14 protein-coding genes are annotated in these 11,915 nt (G+C 67.8%); 4 read left to right on the top strand and 10 right to left on the bottom strand.

Annotation, left to right across the window (positions count from 1 at the left end; all coding sequences use genetic code 11):
* The first annotated feature begins 508 nt into the window (after nt 1-508).
* Entirely contained in the window at nt 509-985 is a 477-nt protein-coding gene (locus tag ACIBTM_RS03090; RefSeq protein WP_395874917.1) for a DUF4262 domain-containing protein, read from the top strand.
* 4 nt (nt 986-989) lie between these two features.
* Here ACIBTM_RS03090 and ACIBTM_RS03085 read toward each other — a convergent pair whose 3' ends face one another.
* Genes ACIBTM_RS03085 through ACIBTM_RS03075 form a run of 3 tightly spaced genes read right to left on the bottom strand, consistent with a single transcriptional unit; the run spans nt 990 to nt 3,241 of the window.
* Nucleotides 990-1,682, bottom strand: coding sequence for a GntR family transcriptional regulator (locus ACIBTM_RS03085; protein ID WP_016336994.1), 693 nt, complete (start codon nt 1,680-1,682; stop codon nt 990-992).
* A gap of 3 nt (nt 1,683-1,685) precedes the next feature.
* Nucleotides 1,686-2,456: a maleate cis-trans isomerase gene (locus ACIBTM_RS03080; RefSeq protein ID WP_395874916.1), complete on the bottom strand. Its 771-nt coding sequence runs from the start codon at nt 2,454-2,456 to the stop codon at nt 1,686-1,688.
* Nucleotides 2,457-2,500: 44 nt separating this feature from the next.
* On the bottom strand, nt 2,501-3,241 hold the full coding sequence (locus tag ACIBTM_RS03075) for a maleate isomerase (RefSeq protein WP_016336992.1): 741 nt from the start codon (nt 3,239-3,241) through the stop codon (nt 2,501-2,503).
* Between the two features lie 100 nt (nt 3,242-3,341).
* On the opposite strand from ACIBTM_RS03075, the gene ACIBTM_RS03070 reads away from it, so the two are divergent.
* Nucleotides 3,342-4,331, top strand: coding sequence for a D-2-hydroxyacid dehydrogenase (locus ACIBTM_RS03070; RefSeq protein WP_395874915.1), 990 nt, complete (start codon nt 3,342-3,344; stop codon nt 4,329-4,331).
* An 8-nt stretch (nt 4,332-4,339) separates the two neighbouring features.
* The gene (locus ACIBTM_RS03065) at nt 4,340-5,716 is read left to right on the top strand and encodes an amidase (RefSeq protein ID WP_395874914.1); all 1,377 of its coding nucleotides are present in this window, start codon (nt 4,340-4,342) and stop codon (nt 5,714-5,716) included.
* A 52-nt stretch (nt 5,717-5,768) separates the two neighbouring features.
* On the opposite strand, the gene ACIBTM_RS03060 is transcribed toward ACIBTM_RS03065, so the two are convergent.
* On the bottom strand, nt 5,769-6,989 hold the full coding sequence (locus tag ACIBTM_RS03060; RefSeq protein WP_395874913.1) for an MFS transporter: 1,221 nt from the start codon (nt 6,987-6,989) through the stop codon (nt 5,769-5,771).
* Nucleotides 6,986-7,504 (bottom strand): ArsR/SmtB family transcription factor, encoded by a 519-nt coding sequence (locus ACIBTM_RS03055; protein WP_395874912.1) that lies wholly within the window; start codon nt 7,502-7,504, stop codon nt 6,986-6,988. Before ACIBTM_RS03055 ends, ACIBTM_RS03060 begins: the two co-directional genes overlap by 4 nt.
* A 107-nt stretch (nt 7,505-7,611) precedes the next feature.
* Here ACIBTM_RS03055 and ACIBTM_RS03050 point away from each other — a divergent pair, with 107 nt between their 5' ends.
* A complete protein-coding gene (locus ACIBTM_RS03050; RefSeq protein ID WP_395874911.1) occupies nt 7,612-8,586 on the top strand; it encodes an aldo/keto reductase in 975 nt (324 codons plus the stop codon).
* Here ACIBTM_RS03050 and pqqB read toward each other — a convergent pair.
* The 5 genes from pqqB to pqqA all read right to left on the bottom strand — a co-directional run bounded on the left by pqqB (nt 8,583) and on the right by pqqA (nt 11,649).
* A complete protein-coding gene (pqqB, locus tag ACIBTM_RS03045; protein ID WP_395874910.1) occupies nt 8,583-9,446 on the bottom strand; it encodes a pyrroloquinoline quinone biosynthesis protein PqqB in 864 nt (287 codons plus the stop codon). The genes ACIBTM_RS03050 and pqqB overlap by 4 nt on opposite strands.
* Entirely contained in the window at nt 9,443-10,522 is a 1,080-nt protein-coding gene (gene pqqE, locus ACIBTM_RS03040) for a pyrroloquinoline quinone biosynthesis protein PqqE (protein ID WP_395874909.1), read from the bottom strand. The genes pqqB and pqqE overlap by 4 nt, the downstream gene beginning before the upstream one ends.
* Nucleotides 10,513-10,785, bottom strand: coding sequence for a pyrroloquinoline quinone biosynthesis peptide chaperone PqqD (pqqD, locus tag ACIBTM_RS03035; RefSeq protein WP_395874908.1), 273 nt, complete (start codon nt 10,783-10,785; stop codon nt 10,513-10,515). Before pqqD ends, pqqE begins: the two co-directional genes overlap by 10 nt.
* A 2-nt stretch (nt 10,786-10,787) precedes the next feature.
* Nucleotides 10,788-11,468, bottom strand: a complete 681-nt coding sequence (pqqC, locus tag ACIBTM_RS03030; RefSeq protein ID WP_395874907.1) for a pyrroloquinoline-quinone synthase PqqC — start codon at nt 11,466-11,468, stop codon at nt 10,788-10,790.
* An 85-nt stretch (nt 11,469-11,553) separates the two neighbouring features.
* The gene (pqqA, locus tag ACIBTM_RS03025; protein ID WP_007033797.1) at nt 11,554-11,649 is read right to left on the bottom strand and encodes a pyrroloquinoline quinone precursor peptide PqqA; all 96 of its coding nucleotides are present in this window, start codon (nt 11,647-11,649) and stop codon (nt 11,554-11,556) included.
* Between the last annotated feature and the right edge of the window lie 266 nt (nt 11,650-11,915).

The raw sequence follows: 11,915 nt of genomic DNA, 5'->3' as shown, positions 1-11,915 counted from the left end.
GCGTTAGGCGCGAGGAAGGGGGCCTTGGCGAATTCGGACAGCTGCTGTTGAGGGGTAAGGCAAACGTGGCGGTGTTGGTGAGGCCCATGCTCTGGGTGGCCTGTCCTGGACAGAAACGGTGTCCTGAAGGCCCCCTTTGAGACATCCAACGTCCCAAAGGGGGCCTTCAGGACACGTTTGACCTTGGGCTCAATAAGAGTATTTCGGGTGGGGACTTGGTCTGGATGCCAGTCGCCGAGCGCGTCCCTGGGGTGGCCCTCAACGTGCTGTGTCGCGTAAGAGCGCCTAAGCCTCGCGTGTGGCCTCCGCTTTCCCTGCCTCCACATTGGATTCGTCAAGTCGGCAAATTTTCTCGGGATAGGAAAAACGTTGCCATGAAAGGGAATCTCGGTGCGAAATCCTCCATGAAAGCCCGTTCGTCGCACGCGCACCGCTCCGGGGCGTGAGTTTTTGTCGGTGCCCCGGTGCACAGTGTCGATCATCGGATTCGACGACTGGAGGAGTGCTGATGTGCTGGCATTGCGACAACCCCGGGAAGACCCGCGACGACTACCTCATCGAGGAGGTCCGTCCGCTGATCCGGAAGTACGGCTGGGTGGTGCAGACGGTCGAGCGCGGAATCGTCCAACCGGGCTTCGCGTACACGGTCGGTCTCACCGACGCCGGGCTTCCGGAACTCGTCGTCACCGGCCTGAGAGAACGAAGATCCGGCCAGCTGCTGAATTATTTCGCCCAGCAGGCGGTCCGGTCCGGGCCGCCGGAGCCGGGGGAGGTGTTGCCCGCCGCGGTGGGATGGCCGTCGTTGGAGGTCGTTCCGCTCAGTTCGCCGCCGGCGCACCTGCTCACCGCCGTCCTGCTGTACGGCGAGAACTTCCATGCCCTGCAACTGGTCTACGAGGACGAGCACGGCAATTGGCCGTGGGACAGGGAGTTCCGTGGCGGGACGGGTGGGCAGCCGGTGCTGGGGGCGCGGGGCCGTGGCTGAATCCCTAGGGCACCGCGGGGGCTTCGCCCTCCCGCAGGCTGGTTCCCGGGGCCAGCCGTTGGACCGCGTCCTCCATATGGGCCTCCAGCAGCGAAAGCGCGGTCTCCTCATCGCCCGCTCGCAGGGCCTCGATGATGCTGGTGTGCTCCGTGACCCGTTCTTCGACCTGCTGATAGGTCCCTTGCAGCGCGGTGAGGCACATCCGGGTCTCGATCAACAGGGTCCGCGCCATGCGCACGAGCCGTTTGCTGCCGGAGGCGGCGATCAGCGCCTCGTGGAAACGGAGGTCCGCCCAGGAGAGCGCGGTCGGGTCGTCCTCGTCCGCGGCGGCGGCCATGGCGCGCACGGCCTCTTCGAGTTCGGTGGCGACCCGTTCCCGGTCCCCGCGCAGGGCTCGCAGCATCGCGGCGCGTTCGATGGCCGAGCGCGCCGAATAGATGTCGTAGACGTCGCCGGGTTCGAGGTCGATCACGAACAGTCCGCGGTGGCGCTCGCTGCGCAGCAGCCCTTCCGAGACGAGGTGCTGCATCGCTTCGCGCAGGGGGCCTCGCGAAACCTGGAACCGGGAGGCCAGGTCCGTCTCACCGAGCTGGGTGCCGGGCGGGAGGGCGCCGGTCATGATCGCGTCCCGCAGCTGGCGCGCGATGATCCCGGCGGTCGATTCCCGGCTGACCGGCTCGATATCCGGCAAGGACATGGTTCAGCTGCTCCTCTGTCCGAACAAGGCACCCAAGGTGCGGACGAGCGGGGATTTCCCGGTGAGCCGCAGGCCCTCCCAGACGGTGACCTGGTTGGCGGTCAGCACCGGCTTGCGGATCCTGGTTTCGAGCGTGTTGATCTCGCCGAGCGTCCGCATGGCGGTGTCAGGGACGAGCAGGGCATCGGCGGCCGGATGGTCGCGGCTCGCCGCGAGTTCGACGACGGCTTCCGGGCTGAGCCCGCCGACCTCGGCGGCGGTGTCGATGTCCGCGCTGCCCATCGAGACCACTTCGATCCCGCCCGCGCCGAGGAACTCGACGAACAGCCGGGCGACGTCGTCGGGGTAGCTGGCGGCGACCGCGACCCGCCGGACGCCGAGCGCATGTGCGGCGTTGACGAAGGCGAAGGAAGTGCTCGACGCGGGCACGCCGGCGACGGCGGCCAGCCGGTCGGCCTGGTCGCGGGCGCCTTCCCAGCCGTAGACGAAACTGCCGCTGGTGCACGCCCAGACCACCGCGTCCGGTTCGTGTTTGGCCAGCAGTGCGGCGCCGTCGGCGAGCCTGCTTTCACTGCCGAGGTCCAGGAGCTCGGGCACGGCGTGCAGATCGGTCCCGTAGATGTGCTCGACCGGCAGTTTGATCCCGGCCATGTCCCCGCCGAGGAGCTGTTCCGCGAGCGGGTAGTCGTCTTCGGCCGCGTGGTCGGGATAGATGAACCCGATGGTGGTCGTCTCGGACGGTGGCTCGGGTGGGGCGAACGGCGTGATGGGCACGGAACCTCCGGTGGGCAGATTGTCGACAATCGTAAGGGAAGAGGTCAGTCGACCTCCCGGAGCCACTTGCCGGGCCCGACGATCGGCAGGTTCATCCGCCGGAGGCAGGCCCACATCGTGAGCTGATTCGCGGTGAGGACGGGTTTGCCGAGCGCGCTTTCGAGCGGCTCGATCAGATCGTAGGTGGGGAGGTTGGTGCAGCTGACGAAGATGGCTTCCGCGTCGGCGTGATCGGCGGCGAGGATACGTTCGGCGATGGTCCGGTAACTGACCTTCCAGATGCCGCCGCCCAGGCCGAGATGGTCGCTCGAAACGGTGCGAACGCCGAGTTCGGCCAGGAAGTCGTGCAGCTTCCCGGTCAGGTCGCCGTCGTAAGGGGTCAGTACCGAGACCCGGTGGAGGTCGAGCTGATGCAGGACCTCCGCCAGCGCTCCGGACGTGGTGACGGCGTCCGTGGCGCCCGCGTCGCAGATCGCCTTGGTCAGAGAACGCTCGTAGTCCACACCGTTGACGAAACTGCCGGAGGTGCACAGATAGGCGACGACTTCGGGCTCCACGTGGAGCACGTCCCTCGTGGCGGCGGCGAGATGCCTGCTGTCGCTGACGAGCTGGGCCATCTCCATGCTGACGGGCACCGGCTCGTACGGCGTGCGCGCCAGATGGAGGGAGACCTCCATGGGTACCCAGCGCCACAGCTCGCGTTCCAGGGCGAGGTCGAAGGGGGCGATCACGCCGATACCGCGCTGCGCCAACGGGCCTTCGAACTCCAATAAGTCGAAATCCAAGTCTCAGCCTCCGGAAAGCTTCTGCCGCCACAGGTCCGGTGCTCCGGGGGTCGGTCCTCGGATTGTTGACAATCATACGAGCCACTTTTACGGTGTCAACGTGATCGCCTCGGAGACCCCTGTGCTGGCGGTGCTCTGCGGAGACACGCGCCCACCGGACATGCGCGCTATCGAAGCCGATGCGGTGGTTCGTTACACCGACGCGGCCGGGTTGGCTGACGCGTTGTCCGGCGCCGACGCGTTCTTCGTCTACGACTTCCTGTCGACCGCTGTCCCGGGCGCCTGGCACGCGGCCGACAGGCTGCGCTGGCTGCATATCGCCAGCGCGGGCGTCGATCCGGTGCTCTTCCCGGGGCTGCAGGAGAGCGACGTCGTGCTCACCAATTCGCGTGGGGTGTTCGACGGGGCGATAGCCGAGTACGTCCTCGGGGTCGTCCTCACGTTCGCCAAGGATTTCGCCCGGTCGTGGGACCTGCAGCGGCAGAGGCGGTGGAAGCATCGGGAGAGCGAACGGATCTCCGGCCGCCGGGTCCTGGTGGTCGGCACCGGGCCGATCGGCCGGTCGATCGCGCGGATGCTGCGGGCGGCCGGGATGTCGGTGGCGGGTGTCGGACGCCGTCCTCGTGAGGGCGATCCCGACTTCGGCGACGTGTATGCGTCTTCGGAGCTGTCTCGGCATCTTCCCGGAGCGGACTACGTCGTCGCGGTCGCGCCACTGACCGAGCAGACGAAGGGCATGTTCGACGCGGCGGCCTTCGCCGCCATGAAACCCGGCTCACGGTTCGTCAACGTCGGCCGAGGTGAGCTGGTCGTCACCTCGGACCTGATCGACGCGCTGCGGGACGGGCCGCTCGGCGGTGCGGCGCTCGACGTCTTCGACACCGAGCCACTGCCCGCCGATAGTCCTTTGTGGACTATCGAGAACGTGCTGATCTCGCCGCATATGTCGGGCGACTTCATCGGCTGGCGTAATACTCTGGTAGAGGTGTTCGCGGACAACTTCCGTCGCTGGCGCGCGGGGGAGCCACTGCGCAACGTCGTGGACAAGCAGCTCGGATACGTGCCGTCGGAGACGCTTCGCCAAGGTTAGGGGCCGGATTGAACGACACCAAGTTGACCGCGAGCGAGCTTGTCGCCGCGTATGCCACCGGAGAGCTGTCACCGGTCGAGGCCACCCAGAACGCGTTGCGTGTCATCGAGGAACGCGACGGTGAAACCAATGCCTTCTGCCTGGTCGACGCCGATGGCGCGCTCGAGCAGGCGAAAGCGTCCGAGGTTCGGTGGCGGGACGGTAATCCGATCGGCTGGCTCGACGGTGTCCCGGCTTCGATCAAGGACATGTTCCTGACGCAGGGCTGGCCGACGCTGCGCGGTTCGCGCTGCATCGACCCCGGCCAGCCGTGGGACGTCGACAGCCCGGTCACCGCGCGACTGCGCGAGAACGGCTTGGTACTGCTGGGAAAGACCACGACACCGGAACTGGCGTGGAAGGGTGTCACCGACAACACGCTGACCGGGATCACCCGCAACCCGATCGACCCGTCGACGACGGCGGGCGGCTCCAGCGGGGGCAGCGCGGCGGCCGTCGCGGCGGGGATGGGCGAGCTTTCCGTCGGCACCGACGGTGGCGGCTCGATCCGGATTCCGGCTTCGTTCTGCGGAATCGTCGGTCTCAAACCGACACACGGGCGGATCCCGCTGTTCCCGGCGAGCCCGTTCGGGCCGCTCTCGCACGCCGGCCCGATGGCGCGTTCGGTGGACGACACGGCGCTGCTCCTCGACGTTCTCGCGATGCCCGACTACCGCGACCCGGCCGCGCTCGCCCCGCCCGTCTCGACCTATCGCGAGGCCGTCCGCCGGGACGTGCGCGGGCTGATCGCCGCGTACTCGCCGACGCTCGGCTATGTCGACGTCGACCCGGAGGTCGCGGAGATCGTCAAGTCGGCGGTCCAGTCGCTCGGGGACGCGGGCCTGCACATCGAAGAGGCCGATCCCGGTTTCGCGGATCCCAAGCCCGCCTTCGACATCCTGTGGTCGACGGGGGCGGCCAAGTGGCTGGACACCTTCCCCGCCGGTTCGGAGACCAAGGTCGATCCCGGGCTTCGGAAGGTCTGGGAATTCGGCAAGACCTTCTCGGCGAGCGACTACCTCGGCGCCAACGCCGAGCGGGCCGCGCTGGGCATCCTGATGGGCGAGTTCCACACGCGTTTCGACGTGCTGATCACGCCGACCCTGCCGATCCCCGCCTTCGAAGCCGGGCACGAGGTGCCGCCGGGCAGCGGCCTGAGCGGCTGGCCGGACTGGACGCCGTTCACCTACCCGTTCAACATGACCCAGCAGCCCGCCATCAGCGTGCCGGCGGGCCGCACCTCCAGCGGTCTCCCGGTCGGCCTGCAGATCGTCGGCCCGCGGCACTCCGACGACCTGGTGCTCGCGGTTGCGAAGCTCCTCGAAGAGGTTCGTCCCTGGCCGTGACCTGCGGAAAGGGAGCAAGGGACCTTTGCTACCACTTTTCCCGGGGCGGTGGTCAGGGCTGGGCGGCGTGGGTCTTCCGGACCAGCCCGCGCACCTGGCCGCTGCACAAGGCGAGACAGGTGGCGGCCACGACCAGGGCGGCGCACGCGAGCAGGGTCGTGCTGACCCCGAAGTGGTGCGCGGCGGGACCGGCCGCCATCTGGCCGAGCGGCAGGGCGATGAAGGAACCGAGCATGTCGTAGGAATAGACGCGCGCGAGTTTGTCCTCGGGCACGTTCTCCTGCAGCGAGACGTCCCACGCGACCACGAACTGCTCGATCGCCAGGCCGGAGACGAACATGGCCGCGAGCAGCAGCGGGAGCAAGGGTGCCTGGCCGAGAAGGATCAGCGGCGGTGCTTCGAAGAGGATCACCGCGACACCGACGAACAGCGCGCGCCGCGGCTGCCATCGGGCCACGAGGATCCCGCCGACGAGCGAGCCGATCGTCTGCGCGGCGAGGGCGAAACCCCAGCCGGAGCGCCCGAAGGCGCTGTCGGCGACGACCGGACCGAGCACCGCGATCCCGCCGGCGATGACGGCGTTGACCACCATGAACTGCACGACCACGACCCACACCCAGGTCCGTGACCGGAATTCGCGCCAGCCTTCGGCGAGTTCCGCCAGCGGGCGGCTGCCGGGGACCCGCTCCCGGCGGTTGAGGCGGATGCACCGATATGACAGGGCAGAGCCCAGGAACAGGAGCGCGTTCCCGCCGAGCGCCCAGCCGGGGCCGACCGCGGTGACCAGGATGCCGCCGAGCCCGGCGCCGGCGATCCGGCCGGAGTTCGACAGCAGCCTGGCCAGCGCGTTCGCCTGCGCGAGCTGCGTGGCGGGCACGGTCAACGGGGTGAGTGACGCCGACGCGGGTGCCGAGATCGCGGCCACCGCACCGTTGACCACACTCAGGCCGACCAGCAGCGGGATCGACGCGAATCCACAAAGGACACTCGCGGCGATGACGGCCTGGGTCAGGGTGGCGGCGACTTCGGTGCCTTGCAGGATCACCGAGCGCGGCAGCCGGTCCGCGAGTACCCCGCCGAACAGCAGCAGGACCACGCTCGCCACCGAGCGGGCACCGACGACGATGCCGATGTCGACGGCGGAGCCGGTCAGGTCGATCACGGCGAACGCGAGCGCGAGCGGGGCGACGGCGTTGCCGAACTCCCCGAACGTGCGACCGGCGATCAGCCAGCGGAAGTTGTGCCGGCGCAGCGGTTCGCGCAGGGACGTCACGGTCGCCTCATCTCGAACATCGCGACCGTCGCGCTGACCGGGATCGTGCCCCGGGTGCGGGGCGGTTTCGCGGCCGAGTGCAGCAGATCGCTCAGTTCGCGAGCGTGTTCGAGCGCCTTCACCCAGGTCTCGCGGTCGACCCACATCTCCGCGTCGCTGATCGACCCGCGTTCGCCTGACAAGCGGAATTCGCTGCGGCGCTTGAGTTCTTCGACCATCGCCGCGATGAGAAGCTGTTCCTCCCCCGGATTCTTCGAGGTGAACCCCATCCCGGACGCCGGATCGTGGCGGTAGCGTTTCGCCAGCCCGCCCCGGATCCGGACCTCCTCGGCGACGTCGAGCAGGCCGGCCTCGTGCAGCCGCCGCAGGTGATAGCTGACATTCGCTTGTGTCTCACCGAGTTCGCGCGCGGCTTCGGCCGCGCTCATCGCGACACCGGTCAAAAGCGACAGAATGCGCAGCCGTACGGGATGGGCGAGGACGCGGAGCCCGTCGAGGCTGGGGGACTCGGACATGTCACGAGTATCGACTGCCGGGACGACGACCGTCAAACAGTTATTTGGGGGTTTCATTGGCCGGGAGAACCGGTGCGGTGATCCGATGTCTGTGCTCTGCTGGAGTCATGCGTACGACGACATTGGGCAGGAGCGGTCTCGAGGTGTCCAGGATCGCCTTCGGCACCTGGCAGCTCGGCGGGGACTGGGGTTCGTTCGACGAGGACACCGCGATCGCCGCGATCCACCATGCCCGCGAACTCGGGGTCAACCTCTTCGACACCGCGCAGGCCTACGGTTTCGGGAAATCCGAAGCCATGCTCGGGAAGGCGCTGCGCGAGGAACTCAAGCGTGACCGCGACAACCTCGTCCTCGCCACGAAAGGCGGCATCAAGCCGCGTTCCGAACGGCCACGCGACTCCCGGCGCGAGTGGCTGACGCAGGGCATCGAGGACAGTCTTCGCTTCCTCGACGTCGACCACATCGACCTCTATCAGATCCACTGGCCCGACTCCGACGCCCCGGCCGAGGAGACGGCGGGGATCTTGCAGGAGTTCGTCGACGCCGGGAAGATCCGGCATGTCGGTGTCTCGAACTACGACGCCGCCGGGTTGGCCGCCTTCGACAAGACCCGTCCGGTCGAAACCCTGCAGCCGCCGTATCACTTGTTCCGCCGCGATATCGAGATCGATCCTCTCCCCTACGCGAGGGAGAACGACATCGGTGTGCTCGTGTACAGCCCGCTCGGCAGCGGCCTGTTGACCGGAGCCTTCACACCCGAGACGACGTTCGAGAAGACCGACTGGCGGTCCCGGTCGTCGGCGTTCACCGGAGAGACCTTCCAGCGCAATCTCGCCGTCGTCGACAGGCTCAAGGAATTCGCCGCGGGCAAGGGGATCTCGGTCAGCCAGCTCGCGATCGCGTGGACGCTCGCCCAGCCGGGCGTGCACGTCGCGATCGTGGGCGCGCGCAAGGCCGCCAACATCGAGGCCAGCCTCGCCGCCGCCGACATCGACCTGACCGCGGACGAGCTCGCGGAGATCGATCGTCTCACCGCCGACGCCGTTCCCGTTTCGGGCGCGAGCCCCGAAGGCGTCGCCTAGAGCTTGAATTCCGTACCGTCCAAGGGAAGGGAGGCGCCGCCGGCCAGGACAGCGGCGTGCTCCGGCGAGGCCGGGTCGATCACCGGGTTCGTGTTGTTCAGATGCGTGTACACCCAACGCGGACCGGGCCGGAGCTTCGCGAGGCTGCCGGTGATCGGCAAATGCCCCATCGCCAGCTGAGCGCCGTCGCCGACCTCGGCCGCGGTGGCACCCGACATCTCGTCCGGCGCGTAGAAGGTTCCGTCCAGCAGCACCAGGCCTGCGTCGCGAGTGAAGTCGTCGAACCCGTCCGGCCAGCTTTTCAGGCAAGGCGCGTACACGAAGACGCCGCCGGTCCGAACGTCTTCGATCCGGTACGCCACCACCCATGGGCCGTCCTCAGTGGACGAACGCGCGTACTTCGGCCGCTTGTCGCTCACGGGAAGCATGCTCACCCGGAGACCGTCGAGGGAGACATCCGACGCGGGCAGCCACTCCCAGCCGCCGTAGCCGTCGATGATCGAACGCGCCGGAAAGTGCTCGGAGAGGGCGCCCAGAACGGCGTCCGGTGCCCACACGGGAAGTCCGCCCGCTTCCCGCAGCAGAAGCAGGCCGAGCGAATGATCGAGTTCGGCGTCGGTCAGCAACACCCCGCGCAGCGGGATTTCCCGAGGGCCCGGCCCGGCACGCAAGGGCGGCGTGGCGAGGATCTGCGCGCGGATGTCCGGCGACACGTTGAGCAGGTACCACCCCTCGCCGTCCGCGCTCACCGCGACACAGTCCTGGGTCCGCGGCGGCGCGTCCGAGACGCACAACGCGCAGGCGCAGTTCCATTGCGGGAAACCACCGCCCGCCGCGGTGCCGAGCAGGATCACCCTCATCGGGGCGCTCGCATCACGAGTTCGTCCGTTTTAGGCGGCGTGGCGAGGATGAGATCGACGACGTCGCGCCGCGGCGAACGCGAGCACACCGGGTCCGTCGCCGCGGCATCACCGGTGAGCTGGAACGCCTGGCACCGGCAGCCGCCGAAGTCGATCGCGCGCCGGTCGCAGGTGCCGCAGGTGTCCGGCATCCAGTCCTCGCCGCGATAAGCGTTGAAGGAAGCGGATTCGTACCAGATCCACGCCAGTGGCTTGTCCCGCACGTTGTCGAATTCCAGTGTCTCGATCGCCGTCGACGCGGGACACGGCAGCACGTTTCCGTCGGGCGCCACGGTCAGCTGCCGCGCGCCCCAGCCGTACATGCACGGCTTCGGGTACTGCTCGTAATAGTCGGCGACGACGTAGATGATCTCCATACGACCGCGCAGCCGTTCGGTGGCCGCGCGCACGATCGGCTCGGCCTCGTCGAGTTGCCGCCGGGTCGGCATCAGGGCGTCGCGGTTGCGCAGGGCCCAGCCGTAGTACTGTGTATTGGCCAGTTCTAGCCGGTCCGCGCCCATGCTCTCGGCCAGATCGATGATCCCGGCGAGCTGGTCGTGGTTCTGCCGGTGCAGGACGACGTTGACCGAAAGCGGCAGCCCGGCCTTCTTGATCAGCTCGGCGGCGACCAGTTTCCGGTCATGGGCCCGCGCGCCGGCGAGCCGGTCCGCGCGTTCGGCGGTCGCGCCCTGGACGGAGAGCTGGATATGCGCGATGCCGCGTTCGACGAGATCGTCCAATCTGGACTCCGTCAGCCCGAGTCCGGACGTCACCAGGTTGACGTAGCACCCCAGCTTCGTGGCGTGCTCGACCAGGATGGGCAGATCCGGCCTGGCGAGCGGCTCGCCGCCGGACATGTGCACCTGGAGCACGCCGAGTTCCCGCGCCTGCGAGAGCACGGAAATCCATTCCTCTGTGGACAGTTCGCCGTCACGGGCGATCAGCTCCACCGGATTCGAGCAATACGGGCAATGCAGTGGGCAGCGATGGGTCAGCTCGGCCAGCATGCCCAGCGGCGCCGCGGTGTTCAGGCCCATTCGACGATCCGCCGATCTCCCAGCCGGGACAGGACGTCCAGGATTTCTTCCTCGCGAACACCGGCGTAGCGTTCGCGCAACGCCGAAGCGATCCCCGCGACGTCTTCGACACCGTCGCAGAGGGAAAGCACGGCCGCCGCCGTGGAATTCGGGACGAGCACACCCTCGGGGAACAGGAGGACGTGCGTTTCCCTGGTCTGGTCGTAGCTCAGCCGGACTCCGCGCCGCAGCCGCGGTACCGAGTCCAGTTCGAGGGTGGTCATGGCTACTCCTTGGCCGCCGCGCGCTCGATGGCGTCGAGCATGGACCACAGCACGTCGGTTTTGAACGACAGCGCGGCGATCGCCTTCTCCTGCTGCTCACGGGTGACGGCGTGCCGCACCACGATGTCGAGTGTCCCCTTGCCCTCACCGGAGACCTTGTCGATGCGATTGGTGAAGTAGGCGAGGTCGTCCGGTGCGATCCACGAATAGTTCGCCAGCATGTCGGCGACCCGCCGCTGCATGAGATGACCGGCGAACATTTCGGTCAGCCCCGAAGCGACCGCTTCGAGCCAAGGTTTCGTACGGGCGAAAGTCACGTACGCGTCGACGGCGAACCGTACGCCGGGGGCGACGTGCCGCTGATCGAGAACCTCTTCACGGTCGAGCCCGACCGCGGTGCACAAACGGAGCCATCGCTCGATTCCGCCGTCCCCGGCCTTCGTCCCGTCGTGATACACGATGCGGTCGAGCCATTCACGGCGGATCTCCGGCAGCGGGCAGTTGCTGATGATGGCGGCGTCCTTCTGCGGGAGGACGCACTGGTAGTACCAGCGGTTCGCGGCCCAGATCTTCAGCTCGTGCTCGGACAGGTCGCCGTCGTGCATCCGCACGTGGAACGGGTGAGTGCCCCAGTAGCGATGCGAAAGCCCGCGCAGAGCCGCGATGAACTCCGACGACGACATGACGGACACCCTGCTGCCTCCAACGGCTCGCTGATCGGGACGGCGGCGCGGTGGTGGGGGACGGCCCCCACCACCGGATGCGAATTCAGTCCTCCATACGGGCCGCGTAAGCGGTGACCTCCATGGGGGTTTCGTACTCGACGAAGTCGGGCGTGGTCCATACCTCGATGGTTTCGATCATTTCCGCTCCTAACGTCCACATGGGATCGAACCGGGCCGAACCCCGCCACCCTAGAAGCGCGTCACCGATTCTGACCAGACGTAAGGGGCGACTTCCGGAGGCATTTTGTAAAGTTTCCTACCTATGGCCGATCGGGCGGGGCCGTTCGTCACGCTCGGCGCACACAACGGTTAACAGCCCGCGCGCCCGATAGCCCGTCCAGTGGTGTCCGTTTCGTTACGTTGTGTGTTTCTATCCAACTCGACGGGCGTACCCCGACCACCCGT

It is taken from the genome of Amycolatopsis sp. NPDC049868, from assembly GCF_044461365.1.
In the GTDB taxonomy this organism is placed as follows: Bacteria; Actinomycetota; Actinomycetes; order Mycobacteriales; family Pseudonocardiaceae; genus Amycolatopsis.
This window is presented reverse-complemented; position numbering and strand designations above follow the sequence as displayed.

Bases quoted from the DNA above. Each gene is read 5' to 3' on its own strand.
- ACIBTM_RS03085 (WP_016336994.1), bottom strand. From the start codon at position 1,682: ATGTCCTTGCCGGATATCGAGCCGGTCAGCCGGGAATCGACCGCCGGG.
- ACIBTM_RS03090 (WP_395874917.1), top strand. From the start codon at position 509: ATGTGCTGGCATTGCGACAACCCCGGGAAGACCCGCGACGACTACCTC.
- pqqB (WP_395874910.1), bottom strand. From the start codon at position 9,446: ATGAGGGTGATCCTGCTCGGCACCGCGGCGGGCGGTGGTTTCCCGCAA.
- ACIBTM_RS03050 (WP_395874911.1), top strand. From the start codon at position 7,612: ATGCGTACGACGACATTGGGCAGGAGCGGTCTCGAGGTGTCCAGGATC.
- ACIBTM_RS03055 (WP_395874912.1), bottom strand. From the start codon at position 7,504: ATGTCCGAGTCCCCCAGCCTCGACGGGCTCCGCGTCCTCGCCCATCCC.
- pqqD (WP_395874908.1), bottom strand. From the start codon at position 10,785: ATGACCACCCTCGAACTGGACTCGGTACCGCGGCTGCGGCGCGGAGTC.
- pqqC (WP_395874907.1), bottom strand. From the start codon at position 11,468: ATGTCGTCGTCGGAGTTCATCGCGGCTCTGCGCGGGCTTTCGCATCGC.
- pqqA (WP_007033797.1), bottom strand. From the start codon at position 11,649: ATGATCGAAACCATCGAGGTATGGACCACGCCCGACTTCGTCGAGTAC.
- pqqE (WP_395874909.1), bottom strand. From the start codon at position 10,522: ATGGGCCTGAACACCGCGGCGCCGCTGGGCATGCTGGCCGAGCTGACC.